The organism is Alcaligenes sp. GCM10023179 (assembly GCF_042653705.1).
GTDB lineage: Bacteria > Pseudomonadota > Gammaproteobacteria > Burkholderiales > Burkholderiaceae_B > Alcaligenes > Alcaligenes phenolicus.
This window is the reverse complement of the sequence record NZ_JBHSIQ010000002.1, coordinates 659,032-672,684: the sequence shown is the minus strand read 5'-3', so window position 1 is coordinate 672,684 and position 13,653 is coordinate 659,032. Positions and strand designations below refer to the sequence as shown.

Annotated in this window: 12 protein-coding genes and 1 pseudogene; 9 read left to right on the top strand and 4 right to left on the bottom strand. The window is 57.3% G+C overall.

What is annotated here, in order from left to right; all coding sequences use genetic code 11:
* Positions 1–263: 263 nt before the first annotated feature.
* The 4 genes from ACFPDR_RS12425 to uraD form a co-directional block, all read right to left on the bottom strand.
* Entirely contained in the window at positions 264–449 is a 186-nt protein-coding gene (locus ACFPDR_RS12425; RefSeq protein ID WP_009461108.1) for a 4-oxalocrotonate tautomerase, read from the bottom strand.
* Between the two features lie 27 nt (positions 450–476).
* On the bottom strand, positions 477–1,268 hold the full coding sequence (locus ACFPDR_RS12420) for a class II aldolase/adducin family protein (protein WP_080748030.1): 792 nt from the start codon (positions 1,266–1,268) through the stop codon (positions 477–479).
* Entirely contained in the window at positions 1,265–1,777 is a 513-nt protein-coding gene (locus tag ACFPDR_RS12415) for an ureidoglycolate lyase (RefSeq protein ID WP_035271249.1), read from the bottom strand. The genes ACFPDR_RS12420 and ACFPDR_RS12415 overlap by 4 nt, the downstream gene beginning before the upstream one ends.
* Before the next feature lie 145 nt (positions 1,778–1,922).
* On the bottom strand, positions 1,923–2,453 hold the full coding sequence (gene uraD / locus ACFPDR_RS12410) for a 2-oxo-4-hydroxy-4-carboxy-5-ureidoimidazoline decarboxylase (protein ID WP_035271248.1): 531 nt from the start codon (positions 2,451–2,453) through the stop codon (positions 1,923–1,925).
* Positions 2,454–2,742: 289 nt separating this feature from the next.
* Here uraD and ACFPDR_RS12405 point away from each other — a divergent pair, with 289 nt between their 5' ends.
* The 9 genes and pseudogenes from ACFPDR_RS12405 (at position 2,743) to ACFPDR_RS12365 (ending at position 13,480) form a co-directional block, all read left to right on the top strand.
* Positions 2,743–3,699, top strand: a complete 957-nt coding sequence (locus ACFPDR_RS12405; protein WP_009461103.1) for a LysR family transcriptional regulator — start codon at positions 2,743–2,745, stop codon at positions 3,697–3,699.
* A gap of 198 nt (positions 3,700–3,897) precedes the next feature.
* Positions 3,898–5,022 (top strand): MraY family glycosyltransferase, encoded by a 1,125-nt coding sequence (locus ACFPDR_RS12400; protein WP_009461102.1) that lies wholly within the window; start codon positions 3,898–3,900, stop codon positions 5,020–5,022.
* A gap of 49 nt (positions 5,023–5,071) precedes the next feature.
* The gene (gene tviB / locus ACFPDR_RS12395; RefSeq protein ID WP_022983251.1) at positions 5,072–6,352 is read left to right on the top strand and encodes a Vi polysaccharide biosynthesis UDP-N-acetylglucosamine C-6 dehydrogenase TviB; all 1,281 of its coding nucleotides are present in this window, start codon (positions 5,072–5,074) and stop codon (positions 6,350–6,352) included.
* Positions 6,353–6,366: 14 nt separating this feature from the next.
* A complete protein-coding gene (locus tag ACFPDR_RS12390; protein WP_239055115.1) occupies positions 6,367–7,392 on the top strand; it encodes an SDR family oxidoreductase in 1,026 nt (341 codons plus the stop codon).
* Positions 7,389–8,750, top strand: a complete 1,362-nt coding sequence (murJ, locus tag ACFPDR_RS12385; RefSeq protein WP_376911188.1) for a murein biosynthesis integral membrane protein MurJ — start codon at positions 7,389–7,391, stop codon at positions 8,748–8,750. Before ACFPDR_RS12390 ends, murJ begins: the two co-directional genes overlap by 4 nt.
* Before the next feature lie 39 nt (positions 8,751–8,789).
* Positions 8,790–9,899: a glycosyltransferase family 4 protein gene (locus ACFPDR_RS12380; protein WP_376911187.1), complete on the top strand. Its 1,110-nt coding sequence runs from the start codon at positions 8,790–8,792 to the stop codon at positions 9,897–9,899.
* 63 nt (positions 9,900–9,962) lie between these two features.
* Positions 9,963–11,090, top strand: a complete 1,128-nt coding sequence (locus ACFPDR_RS12375; RefSeq protein ID WP_009461098.1) for a glycosyltransferase family 4 protein — start codon at positions 9,963–9,965, stop codon at positions 11,088–11,090.
* A pseudogene (locus ACFPDR_RS12370) lies at positions 11,087–12,157 on the top strand (glycosyltransferase family 4 protein); the annotation flags it as partial. The gene ACFPDR_RS12375 and the pseudogene ACFPDR_RS12370, both read left to right, overlap by 4 nt.
* A gap of 207 nt (positions 12,158–12,364) precedes the next feature.
* Entirely contained in the window at positions 12,365–13,480 is a 1,116-nt protein-coding gene (locus ACFPDR_RS12365; protein WP_060186330.1) for a glycosyltransferase family 4 protein, read from the top strand.
* Positions 13,481–13,653: the final 173 nt, after the last annotated feature.

The following is a 13,653-nucleotide window of genomic DNA, read 5'->3' as shown; positions in this document are numbered from 1 at the left end:
ACGTAAAAGCGTATGGCAGGCTGATGCTGACAGGGGGGAAAGGATATAAGCCCTGTAGATGGGGCCTGTGTTCAGGCCACGCCCTAGCAGATTCCTGCTTTTTTCATGCATTTTTCAGTGCTAGGGGTATTGCCCACCTAGTCCGTCCTGGAAATCTATGTTAGCAGCCTCCAAACTACCGTTTGATTTATGTTTGAAGAGCCGTTAAGGTACTGAAAGATATAAAAAAAGCGGCCCTGTGGCCGCTTTTTCATGGGTCTGAGTTATTTGTCCGACCACAGGACGCCGGCCGTGGCCCAGTCCTCGCGTTTGACGTCGGTAAAGACCACATCGACGGCCTCCGGGGTACAGCCAAGCACGCGACAGGCTTCTTTAGTCAGGGCCTGGGCGAGCTCACGCTTGATTTCCACGGGACGGCCGTCGAATAGTTGTACGTTAATAGAAGGCATAAAAGCTCCGTAGGGGTGGAAAGGGTCTTAGCGGCAAAAATCCGGCTCGCTCTGATAGAGCTTGCGCAGCAAGGCTGGCCATTCTAACAAGCCCTCTGGCTCATCCCCGGGTAAAAGCTGGCGATGTGTCAAATCCAGCACATCCGTTGGGGGCAGGTGCAGTTGCGGGCTGGCAGCCATGGCCGAGAGCTGAATGCGACAGGCGCGCTCCAAGGCATCCATCAGGACATAAGCCTCGGCAACAGTACGGCCACAGGTCAGGGCGCCGTGATTGCGCAAGAGCAGAGCGGGATAGGAGCCTAATTGCTGGAGCAGGGCCTCTTGCTCCTGGGGCGGGAAGGCCAGACCGGCATAGTCGTGATAGCCAATATCCTGCCAGAACCGCATGGCGTGTTGCGATAGAGGCAGCAATCCACAGGACAGAGCCGAGACGGCAATCGAGGCATCTGTATGTAAGTGGATGACACAGTGTGCATCCGCTCGGGCGCGGTGAACGGCGCCGTGAATGGCAAAACCGCTGGGGTTGGCACGACGGCCTGTGCCGTCCACAACCTGGCCCTGGGTATCAATCAAGAGCAGATTGGAAGCGCAGATTTCATCAAAGCGCAAACCGAAGGGATTGATCAGGAAAGTGTCGTCGTGGCCGGGCAGGCGCAGGGAAATATGGGTGTAGATGATATCGTCCCAGCCCTGGCGGGCCGCCAGCCGGTAGGCGGCGGCCAGATTGACACGGGCGCGCCAGTGCTCGGGATCAATATCGGCCGGACGATGGGCGTAAATGGCCGCTATGTCCGGCGTGATGGGGCAGGACTGGCTCACGCTGCTGTGGTTTCCAGTTCAGCAATGATGGCTTTTTCTTCCAGCTGAATCACATCGCAGTTGTCGCCGGGACCTTTGCGATCAATCACGATGAAGTCGGCCACTTGATTCAGTGCCATCAAGGGGTGGTGCCAAACGCCAGTTGCGTAGTTCACGCCCTGGTCGCCACGGGCCAGGAACAGGCGTAGATCGCTTGCCTTGGGAGTCGGGCCAGCAGGGGCCACAATCACCAGATACGGTTGGCCGGACTGCGGAATGAAGGCCTGGCTACCTTTGGGGTGGCGTTCCATCATTTCCACGGTAAAGGGCAGGGTGCGTGGCTGACCACGGAAAATGGACACAATCGCGTGGCCGTCTGCACCCGGCTCGATCTTGGCCAGGTCGTGGTAGCGCTCGGTATTGCCTTCATTGATGGTGAAGTGCTGAACCGTGTCGGAGGCCTCGATGACATCACCAAAGGGGGCGAAGGCTTCGGCTGTCAGGGTTTCCAACTTCAATGTGATTGTCATGGCAGAGGTCCTTGGTAGGGCAGACCCGCGTGGGGCTGAAAGCAGCCGCGCCACGAAGGGTCAGAGGAAACAAAGGGCAGCGTGCCCGCAGGCTGGCGCTACCCCGTGAACTGGATGGGTCAACAAGACCCGGCAGGCAGCAAAATCAGCCCAGCAGCGCATCCAGACGGAAACGGGCAATCTTGCCGATTTCAGTCAGACAAGCTTGAAACTCGGTTTCAGCACTGTTGTTCAGACGAGCTTCTACTGTATCCATGATTTGGTAACGGCTCAAACCCTTGACGGCAATCACGAAGGGAAAACCGAAGCGCTCACGGTATTGGGCGTTCAGGCCACGCAGACGGGCCAGCTCTTCGGCCGAGCACTGATCCAGGCCGGCGCCACGTTGTTCGCCTGTCGATGCGGTGGTCAGTGTCCCTTGCTCGGCTTCTTTACCAGCCAGCTCGGGGTGAGCACAGATCAGGTTCTTCTGTTCTTCGTGCGATGCTTCCTGGACCACTTGCACCATGCAGGCGTGCAACTGATCCACGCTTTCAAAGGGACGCTGGTTCCAGCTACGCTCAGGGACCCAGGGGGAATGTTCAAAAATACCTTCGAGCTTGTCCACAAATTGGCTCTGATCCAGGCTGGAGAGTTCGGTGAGCGCCTGTGTGGTGGTAAGGGTTTGAGTAGTCATGTGTCAGTCCGATTATCTAAGCGTAAATAGTGCGAGCCGAGGCGGCTCCAGGACCAGGCCTGGAGGCCGTTTTATCAAGGGTAGTGGGTGGGCGTTTACACGGTATGTTTGATTTATTCAAACCCTTATAAACCACCGCCTGTGGGCTATGATTTTCTTATATGGGACCAGTTTAAGTTTTCTGTTTATAAATAAAATAGAATTAGGCGTATAAATGATATATGCCATCTCGTATTGTGCATGTATGTCATTATCATGCTGGAAAAAAGCGTAAGAAGGAGAGAATAAGATGGCCGCCCGACGTGGGGATAACCCGCTTGATACCTATCTCTTGAGGGTATTTTGCTTACTCGTTACCGAGCGCAGCGTCTCGCGTACCGCGTTCAAAATGAACCAGTCGCAGCCTGCTATCAGTGCGGCCTTACGACGCTTGCGTGACATTATTGGCGATCCTTTGCTGGTGCGCGAAAAAGGGGGCATGGTGCCTACTGAGCGCGCCATTGGCCTGCTGGCCCACGCTAAAGGAGCTCTGGCCGAGATCGACTGTATGGTTAATGCACCCGACAGTTTCGACCCTCAGGTAAGTCGCAGTGAGTTTCATATCGGAGCGCCAGATTATCTGGCGCCTGTCTTTATTGGCGGAGTGGTCGAGCGCATGCGTCGCGAGGCACCGGGGGCGCGTTTGAATCTGCATTCTCTGGATGCCAGCTTTGATTTTGAGCGTTCTTTGGCGGAAGGCGACCTGGATATGGTTATTGGGAACTGGCCCGAACCGCCCGATCGCATGCACCTGTCCGTGCTGCTGGAAGATCAGATTGTCTGCCTGGTAGCGGCAACGCACCCCTTGGCTCGCAAGGGGTTGACCATGGATGATTACGTGCGGGCGCGCCATGTGGTGCCCATGCCGTATTCCATCAACCAGCGCGGTGTCATCGATACGACCTTGGCGACCCTGCGTATTCAGCGTGATGAAAGCGTGGCGGTGCAGTCCTTTTCGGCAGCACCGTATTTGCTACAGAATACAGACCTGATTTTTACGACTTCGCGTCATTTCGCCGAGTTTTATTGTCGACTATTGCCCCTGGCGATTCTGGAGGCCCCGCTGGAGTTTCCGCCCATGCGCTTTTATCAGCTCTGGCATGAACGTAACCGGCATTCGCCCAGCCATCGCTGGTTACGGCGACTCCTGACCGAGTGCGGTAATCAGCTGGCCTCGACAGAACCGTTGCCGCAACCCGATTCCTGAGCCCCAATCCCGCAAAATACTTGCTTTCGGGCTCGCGCTCGGGCAAATTAGCGAGCTACTCCTGCCTACACGAAAGTGATACGGGACTTGACGGAAATTGTTGCATTTAATGCGACTGGTCACGGACACAAGCCGGAAGGCAGGTTGATAATGTGTAGTTCCTAACCTAGCAGGTGTTTTGCGGTGTCTTTACCTCAGATGGGGGAGTCTCTTACCTGGTTGTATATCTGTGTCGTGGCTTTTATGGTCGGCGGGCTGATCGTGGCCTCCGAACGTTGGCATGGCCGTCTGACCGGGGACAGCGACCTTAGTAAACCCCAAGCGTCCCATTCTCGTCCTACCCCGCGTGTGGGTGGTCTGGCCGTGGTGGCAGGCAGTTTGGCTGGCTTGCTGGTCCTTGGGCCCAGCAATATGACACTGACCTGGCTGTGGCCGGTCTTGTTTCTGGCTGCCATGCCGGTATTTGTGGCGGGCCTGGTCGAGGACATCACCAAGGACGTAGGTTCCCTGAAACGCTTGCTGGCCGCTTTCCTGTCGGCCGCGATTGCCTGGTGGTTGCTGGGCGGTGTGTCGCGTGTTGGGGTGAGCTGGGCTGATTGGGTTCTGGGTTTCTGGCCCATTTCGCTGCTCTTTACCATGATTGCGGTAGGCGGCTGTACCCATGCCCTGAATATTATTGACGGTATGAATGGCCTGGCCGGCATGATCGCCACCTTGATGGCGCTGTCCCTGGCTCTGGTGGCCTTGCAGGTGCAGGACATTCCGATTTTCCTGATTGCCGCCTCGCTGGCGTCGGCCACCCTGGGCTTTCTGGTATGGAACTTTCCTTTTGGACGGGTCTTTCTGGGGGATGGCGGCGCGTATTTCCTGGGCTTCATGCTGGCTGAACTGGCTGTGCAACTGGTGGTGCGCAACCCCAGTGTGTCGCCGTTTTACGCCTTGGCCGTGCTGTTTTACCCTGTTTTTGAAACCATGTTTTCGATCTGGCGTCGCCGTTTCAAACGCGGTGTGCCTGTGGATCAGCCGGACGCGCTGCACCTGCATCAACTGGTGTTCCGTCGTCTGGTGCGTTCCACGTTCAGTCGTGACAGTGGCGGAGCCTTGCCCGCGTTTTGTAATGCCATGACCTCGCCGTACCTGTGGGTACTGGCCCTGATCGGTTTGGTGCCGGCCACGATCTGGTGGGACAATACCTGGGCTTTGTGTGCCAGCATGCTGGCCTTCTCACTGGTTTATATCTGGCTCTATTCCCGTCTGGTTTCGTGGCGTCGCCCTTCCTGGCTGCTGCTACCCTCGGTACGGCGGCGGATAGATCGGGACTGATACTGTCAGGCGTTCAAGATTATTCCTTGCGCATAGCGCTAACTGGAGAATGAAGTTGCAACTTGAGAATGTGAAACTGGCCGTCATCGGCTTGGGATATGTCGGTTTGCCTTTGGCTGTAGAGTTTGGCAAAAAGCGTTCCGTTATTGGTTTTGACATTAACGCGCGTCGTGTCGCCGAACTCAAGGAAGGGGTAGACCGCACGTTGGAGGTCGAGAGCGAAGAACTGGCCCAGGCCAGTGGCTTGAGCTACTCCTGCGAGGCCGATGAACTGGCCCAGGCCAATGTGTTCATTGTGACTGTGCCCACGCCTATCGATGAATTCAAACAGCCTGATCTGACTCCCCTGGTCCGCGCTTCCGAGACCATCGGTAAAGTGCTCAAGCGTGGTGACATCGTGGTTTATGAATCCACGGTTTACCCCGGCGCGACCGAAGAAGTGTGTGTGCCTGTGCTGGAGCAAGTGTCGGGCCTGCGCTTTAACGAAGATTTCTACGCGGGGTACAGTCCGGAGCGTATCAATCCAGGCGACAAGGAACACCGCGTCTCCACCATCAAGAAAGTCACTTCCGGCTCGACCCCTGAAGTCGCTGAATTGGTCGACGCCTTGTACCGCGAGATCATTGTGGTGGGTACCTTCAAGGCTAGCTCCATTCGTGTGGCAGAAGCGGCCAAGGTGATCGAGAACACCCAGCGCGACGTGAACATCGCCCTGATCAACGAATTGGCTCTGATCTTCAACCGCCTGGGCATTGACACCCTGGACGTGCTGGAAGCGGCGGGTACCAAGTGGAACTTCCTGCCTTTCCGTCCCGGTCTGGTAGGCGGCCACTGCATTGGCGTGGACCCCTATTACCTGACCCACAAGGCGCAAGCCATTGGCTACCACCCCGAGATCATTCTGGCTGGCCGCCGTCTGAACGACTCCATGGGCGGCTATGTGGCCTCCCAACTGGTTAAAGCCATGACCAAGCGCCGCATTCAGGTGCAAGGTTCGCGCGTCTTGTTGCTGGGTCTGGCCTTTAAAGAAAACTGCCCGGACCTGCGTAACACCCGTATTGTCGATATCGTGCATGAACTCAAGCAATACGATGTTCACGTAGATGTATACGATCCATGGGTTGACCCTAAAGAAGCGCAACATGAATACGGTATTACTCCGGTTGAAACTCCTAAAGCGGGTGAGTACGACGGGGTGATCGTGGCTGTAGCCCACAAGCAGTTCAAGGAACTGGGTGTGGAGGGTGTGCGCCAATGGGGTAAGCCCGAGCATGTGCTCTACGACTTGAAGTATGTGTTTGATCGCGAACAATCCGATCTGCGTCTTTAATTTTGGAAAGCATTATGAGCGCTGCATTTGAACAGGCGAGCCAGCAACTGCGTAATCAGCCTAAAACCTGGCTGGTTACGGGTTGTGCCGGCTTTATCGGTTCCAACCTGCTGGAAGCTCTGCTGAAAATGGATCAGCAGGTGGTAGGTCTGGATAACTTTGCAACCGGCCATCAATACAATCTGGACGAAGTGCGCGATCAGGTTGGTGCCGAGCGCTGGGCCCGTTTTCGCTTTATTGAAGGCGATATCCGCAATCTGGATACCTGTCGCGAAGCTGTTAAAGGCGTGGACTATGTGCTGCACCAGGCCGCTTTGGGGTCGGTGCCTCGTTCCTTGAACGATCCGCTGACTTCCAATGAGGTCAACGTGAACGGTGCCCTGAACATGATGGTGGCTGCGCGTGACGAACAGGTTAAAGCCTTTGTTTATGCGGCTTCCAGTTCCACCTATGGCGACCATCCCGGTTTGCCCAAGGTGGAGGATACGATTGGTCGTCCACTGTCCCCCTACGCCGTCACCAAGTTCGTGAACGAGCTGTATGCGGACGTGTTTGCCCGTGCCTATGGCTTTTCCAGCGTGGGCCTGCGTTACTTCAATGTATTTGGCAAACGTCAGGACCCTAACGGTGCTTACGCTGCGGTGATCCCGAAATGGGTATCGGCCATGATCCAGAACCAGGATGTGCAAATCAATGGGGATGGCCAAACCAGCCGCGATTTCTGCTTTATCGACAACGTTATTCAGATGAATATCCTGGCCGCCGTGCAGCAAAAACCTGCTGTGGCCGAAGTCTATAACGTGGCCGTCAATGCTCGCACCAGTTTGAACGAGCTGTTCGAGCACTTGAAGCAGACCTTGAGTGCAAATGGTGTGAACTACACCAAACAGCCCATCTATGCGGACTTCCGCGCGGGCGATGTGCTGCACTCTCAAGCCGATATCACTAAGGCTCGCACCCAATTGGGTTACGAGCCGACTCACACGATTTTGCAGGGCCTGAACACAGCCATGCCCTGGTACGTGGCGTTTCTGAGTTGATTTGGGCCAGCCTGAAAGCACGTCTGTCTAGTTTGCATGACGACCACCGTCGCATCGCCCTGGGGGCGATGCGGGTGGCGTTTTTTCTGTTGCTGGGCAAGGCAGCGGGCGCTTTCAAAGAAATGGCGGTGGCTTATCGCTACGGTGTGAGCGATGTAGTCGATGCCTATCAGTTCACGATGGTCATGGCCAATTGGCTGCCAGTGACAATCGTTGGCTCCATGTCCGTTGTGCTGATTCCCGTTCTGGTGCGCTTGCATCGTCTGGAACCGGCTGCGCGCAGCCGTTTTCTGGGTGAACTCAAGGCCTGGTGCATTGTGCTGGGCTGCGTGCTGGGTGCATTGATCTGGATTAGCTGGCCCTGGGTGCTGCAATGGACGGGACAGGGTTTAAGTCCTGCAGTCCATGAAATGAGCCAGGAACTGCTGTTTGCCTTTGCGCCAGCGGCGGTTCTGACCCTGATGATTGGCCTGAGTGCCGCCCGTTTGCGGGCGCATGAGCGTCACATCAACACCTTGCTGGAAAGTGTTCCTGCCTTTGTCATCCTGATCTGGGTGCTGGCCGCAGGCGCCAATGCCGGCATTGGCCCCTTGTTGTGGGGCACCTTGCTGGGTATGACGATCCAGGCCGTGTGGCTGATGATTCTGGCTTCTCGGGCTGATCAGATCTGGGCTCGTCCCACGATCAGCTTGCGTGCCGAACAGTGGCCGGATTTGCTCAAGGCCGCCACGATCATGCTAGTGGGGCAGGTTGCCATGAGCTTTGTCGGCCCTATCGACCAATATACGGCGGCCAATCTGGGCGCGAATGCCAACGCGACCTTGGGTTATGCCACGCGCTTGCTGGCCTTGGTTCTAGGTGTGGGTGCGGCCTCTGTAGGTCGTGCTGCCTTGCCTGTGCTGGCTGATATTCAAAGTCGGGGCGATAACGCCCGTGCTCGTTCCATGGCCTTGAAATGGTCGGTCATGATGTTGGCGGCTGGTGGAGTAGCGGCGTCCATCGGCGTCCTGCTGGCTCCTTGGGGCGTGGCACTGCTGTTTGAGCGTGGCGCGTTTACCGCGCAGGATACGGCCACCGTCGCCCAGGTTTTTAGCTGGGGACTGGTGCAACTGCCTTTTTATTTTGGGGTGCTGATTCTGGTGCAGCTATTGGCCAGTCAGAACCGTTATAAATCCATGGCAATTATTGCCGTGATCAATTTTTTGGTGAAAGCGGCCCTGAACCCGATTCTGGCGGCGCGCATGGGTCCGTCGGGCATCATGCTGGCGACCAGCCTGATGTATGCGGCTTCTTTCACTTGTTATTTCATCTTGGCTTTGAAGCCAGCCAGTGCCTTTGCGCCTGGTTCGCAGGAATAGGAAAACGTGCACAGTCATTCGGGAGTTCGCCCTCATATCATGCTGCTTATCCACTCTTTGGGTGGGGGCGGGGCAGAACGTGTCGCCGTCGATTTAAGCGCAGCCTGGGTGGCGCGCGGCTATCGAGTGTCTCTGGTGACGCAGGCCGGCCGTGACAAAGACGCGTATACCGTAGCAGAGGGCGTAGAGCGCCACGTGCTGGGAACGGCAGGCAGCAGTCGTGGCCGCCTGGATGCCTTGTGGAAGAACTGGCGGCGCGTGAGCCGGGTGCGATCCCTGATACGCAAGACCAAACCCGATGTGGTTCTGGGCATGATGACCACTTCCTCGGTACTGGCCATTTCTGCCGCCAAAGGCTTGCCCTGCATGGTGATTGCTACCGAGCATACGCATCCGCCCTCCCAATCCTTGTCCTCTTTCTGGCAAAAAGCCCGTTTGCGTACCTATCCGCAAGCTCATGCCGTGATCGCGCTGACTGCTGGTACTGCAGACTGGTTGCGCGAGCATGTGCCCGGCAGCCAGGTTCAGGTAATTCCTAATGCCGTACGCTGGCCTATGGATAGTGCCGAGCCTGTCGTGCCGGTGCCCGAACTGCCAGAAGGCCGCAAACGTTTGCTGGCTGTGGGGCGACTGCACCCGGTTAAAGGGTTTGACACCCTGATCGAATCCTTTGCCATGTTGTCCAACTATTTCCCGGACTGGGACTTGGTGATTCTGGGCGAAGGCGAGCAGCGTGCTCCTCTGGAAGCACGAATTGAAGAGTTGGAGCTGCAAGAGCGGATTCAGCTTCCCGGCCGCGTCGGCAATATGGCGGACTGGTACGAGCAGTCAGATCTGTATGTACTCAGCTCCCGCATGGAAGGCTTGTCCAACAGCCTGCTGGAAGCCATGGCCAGCGGTTTGACCGCGGTTGCCTTTGATTGCGATACCGGCCCGCGCGAGATTATCCGTGCCAATATTGACGGCGTCTTGGTACGCCCGATTGAAGACGTGGAAGCCCTGGCAGCCCATTTATCCGACCTGATGTCCAACGACGACAAGCGTCAGCGATTGGCGCGCCGCGCCACGGATGTGCGCGATCGTTTTTCCTCGGCCCGAGTTCTGGCGCTATGGCAGCAAGTGTTGGAACAGTGCTTGCGTCGGCCTTAAAATGGCGCTTTGCCTAGTGCCAGCAGGCCCAAGCTACCCGGTCGATGAGCCCACGGAGGCCCAGTGAATATTCTGTTTTTCGTCAGCTCCCTGAACGCAGGCGGCGCCGAGCGCGTCGCTTCCACCCTGGCCAATGCCTGGGGTTTGCGGGGCGATCAGGTCACCCTGGTGCCTACTTATAGTGGAGGAGGCAGCGCCTTTTACCCTATTGACTCCAAGGTGGAACTGGTGTGGCTGGCCCATCGCATGCGCGGTAGCTGGTTGCCCAAACCCTTGGCCAAGCTGCGCGCCATGCGCAAGCTGGTGCATGAAAAACAGCCTGATGTCATCGTGTCTTTTCTGACCAATGTGAATATCAATGTGTTGCTGGGGCTGGGCGGCATGGGCGTCCCTATTGTGGTGGGTGAACGCACCAACCCGGCCTTTAGCAGCAGCGCAGGCAAGCTGCTGCAAAGCCTGCGCCGCCGTCTGTACCCCAAGGCGCAGGTAGTGACTGTGCAAACCCGAGCCAGTGTGGCGGCGTTCCAGGCCATGGTGCCGGGCATGAAGCAGGTCATGGTGGTTCCCAACCCCTTGCCGCAGGCCTTGAATGCCGTGCAGCGCGAGGTGCGGGTGGAGGAGAACCGTCACTGCACCTTGATGGCCATGGGGCGTCTGGTGCCCTCCAAACGTTTTGATGTCTTGATCCGCGTATTTGCAGGCCTGGCCGCCGAGCATCCGGAATGGAAATTGAAAATCTGGGGCGATGGCCCGCAGCGAGCCCAATTGGTGCAGCAGATTGCCATGTCCGGCGCGGGCGATCGTATCGAACTGGCCGGCAAGACCGCTGAGCCCTGGCAGGAAATGGCGCGCTCCCATGCCTTTGTCATGACTTCGGAAGTAGAGGGTTTTCCGAACGTGTTGCTGGAAGCCATGGCCATGGGCCTGCCCGCCGTGACGGTTGATTGCCCCAGCGGCCCGCGCGAAATCAGTTCCGATGGCAAGGATGCCCTGCTGGTGCCGGTAGGGGATGAAGGTGCCTTGACTGCCGCCCTGGCCGAGCTGATGGGGGATGGCGTCTTTCGGGGCGTCTTGGGCCGTCGTGCCGCTGCAGCGGTGCGTCAGCGTTATGAACTAGAGCAGGTTTTGCTTAACTGGGACCAGGTCTTTCAGGCCGCCCGTGGCGGTATCGAAGAGGGAGCCAAAGCATGAGTGCAATGCAGCCAAGGTCGTTCAATCAGGACACAGACGCCGTGGATGACAAGCTGGAGAAAGTAACGCCGCCCTTGCGAGTCGTGCATATTATTGCGGGACTGGGGCAGGGTGGGGCAGAAACCGTCTTGTTCCGCTTGGTGACAGCACCCGGTCAAGATACCGAACATATTGTGATTTCTCTGGGCGAGGAAGATGTTTTCGGGCCGCAACTACGGGCTGCAGACATTCCTTTGTACTGCCTGCACATGCACTCGCCGCTGGGCTTTTTGAAAGGTCTGCGATCGCTGACGCGCTTGCTGCGCGATTTGCAGCCCGATGTGGTGCAGACCTGGATGTATCACTCCGATCTGATCGGTGGTGCCGCAGCGCGACTGGTCGGCATTCCGGCTGTGTCCTGGGGTATTCGTAATTCCGGCGCGAATCTGTATCAAGGCAGCCCGAAAGCTCGTATGGTGGCCTGGCTGTGCGCCCGCCTGTCACGCTTTATTCCCAATTTGATTGTGTCCTGCGCAGAAAATGCCGCCCGACGTCACAAGCAGTGGGGCTATCGCGCCGACATCATGAAAGTGATTCCCAATGGCTACGATCTAAGCCGTTGGCATCCTGACCCGCAGGCACGTGAAGAAGTGCGCGAAGAATTGGGCCTGTCACTGGATACGCCTGTCATTGGCAGTGTGGCCCGCTGGAATCCGCTTAAAGATCATCCCAATCTGCTGGCCGCCTTAGCTCGCAGCCTGCACCGTCATCCGGGCTTGCGTTGCCTTTTGATTGGCGATGGCATGGACAGCAATAACGAAACCTTGATGCGCTTGCTGGATCAGCATCAGTTGCGCGAGAGCGTCATCCTGATGGGACGACGCAGCGATGTCCCTCGCCTGATGAATGCGCTGGACGTGCATGTCTTGTCCAGCTCGGCAGAAGGTTTTCCCAACGTGGTCTGCGAAGCAATGGCTGCGGGGGTGTCCAATGTGGTCACCGATGTGGGTGATGCTGCCTTGATCGTTGGTAATGAGGGCTGGATTGTTCCCCCCAGCAATGCTGAAGCTTTGGCAGGCGCGATCAATAGCGCGGTGGATGAACTGGGTGCGCCTTCCTGGCAGGCTCGTCATGAGCATGCGCGTGAACGGGTTGCCCGCCTGTTCTCCCTGGAAGGCATGGTCAAGAATTACACGCAGGCCTGGAAGACCTTGACGGCGCAGTATCCCCCCAAGCGCAAGCGCAGCCGTCAGGCCTTGAGTGCCTTGACGGACGATACCAGCAAGAAAACGCGCATGCTGATGTTCGTGGTCAATAACCCCGCTTTTTTCCTGTCGCATCGTTTGCCTTTGGCGCAAGCCGCTCAACGTGAGGGTTATGACGTGCATGTCGCCACCATGGACGGCCCGGCGGTTGCCGAGATCGAGCGTCACGGCCTGCATCACCATGCTTTGCCCATGACACGCAGCGGGACCAACCCCTTGCAAGAGCTGCAAACTATTTGGGCCCTGTGGCGTTTGTTTCGCCGTGAGCGTCCGGAGCTGGTGCATGCGGTCACCATCAAGCCGGTTCTGTATGGAGGGATTGCAGCGCGACTGGCCGGCGTGCCTGGTTTTCTGGCCGCTGTATCCGGGCTGGGCTATGTATTTACCAAGCGCGACAAGTCCTTTGATCCGGTGCGCTGGATTGCCCTGCAGCTTTACCGCATTGCCTTGGGACATCCGAATAGCCGCGTGATTTTCCAGAACAGCAATGACCGTGATGTCTTGCTGGAAGACCGTGTTGTCAAACGCGATCAGTGCGTCCTGATTCGTGGCTCAGGCGTGGACTTGAATCAGTTTCAGGCTTTGCCAGAGCCCGAAGGCCCGCCCGTTGCCCTGATGGTATCGCGCCTGCTGGTAGATAAAGGTGTGCGTGAGTTTGTTGAAGCTGCACGCATCAGCGCTGCTCAAGGTAGCCCGGTTAAATGGGTACTGGCTGGCAGTCCCGACCCCGGTAATCCGGCCAGTATCAGCGATCAGGAGTGGCAGAGCTGGCAAAAGCAGGGCGTGGTGGAGTGTCTGGGCGAACGTAGCGATATTGCGCAGCTTTACGCTCAATCACACATTGCCGTGCTGCCGTCCTACCGTGAGGGCCTGCCTAAGTCCTTGGTAGAAGCCGCAGCCTGCGGGCGCGCGGTGGTTACAACGGATGTACCCGGTTGCCGTGATGCCATCGAACCTGGCGTGACCGGTGTACTGGTGCCAGTGCGTAATGCGCAGGCATTGGCGGCGGCTGTGATGGACTTGGGTGAAGATACGGCCAAGCGGCAAGCCATGGGGGCGGAAAGCCGCCGTCTGGCTGAAGAGGCTTTTGATATAGGCCGTATCAGCGAGGCTCATCTGGATCTGTATCAGTATTTGAGCCGTTAAGGCTTTGGCTGCCTGGGGCTTGGGCCAAGGCATAAAAAACGGGCTGAACTGCTTGCTGTGACTTGGGGTTGAATCCAAGGTTTCAGAGGCAGTGCAGCTCTTTTTTTATCGCTGTGCTGCCCCAGGGCTAGTCGTCCCGGTAAAAAGTGCCCCCTTTGGGGACAGCAAGCCAA

Coding starts and splice junctions, on each gene's coding strand:
- ACFPDR_RS12390 (WP_239055115.1), top strand. CDS start 6,367: ATGAGCGCTGCATTTGAACAGGCGAGCCAGCAACTGCGTAATCAGCCT.
- ACFPDR_RS12380 (WP_376911187.1), top strand. CDS start 8,790: ATGCTGCTTATCCACTCTTTGGGTGGGGGCGGGGCAGAACGTGTCGCC.
- ACFPDR_RS12415 (WP_035271249.1), bottom strand. CDS start 1,777: ATGACAATCACATTGAAGTTGGAAACCCTGACAGCCGAAGCCTTCGCC.
- tviB (WP_022983251.1), top strand. CDS start 5,072: ATGAAGTTGCAACTTGAGAATGTGAAACTGGCCGTCATCGGCTTGGGA.
- ACFPDR_RS12365 (WP_060186330.1), top strand. CDS start 12,365: ATGCTGATGTTCGTGGTCAATAACCCCGCTTTTTTCCTGTCGCATCGT.
- ACFPDR_RS12405 (WP_009461103.1), top strand. CDS start 2,743: ATGGCCGCCCGACGTGGGGATAACCCGCTTGATACCTATCTCTTGAGG.
- uraD (WP_035271248.1), bottom strand. CDS start 2,453: ATGACTACTCAAACCCTTACCACCACACAGGCGCTCACCGAACTCTCC.
- ACFPDR_RS12400 (WP_009461102.1), top strand. CDS start 3,898: ATGGGGGAGTCTCTTACCTGGTTGTATATCTGTGTCGTGGCTTTTATG.
- ACFPDR_RS12425 (WP_009461108.1), bottom strand. CDS start 449: ATGCCTTCTATTAACGTACAACTATTCGACGGCCGTCCCGTGGAAATC.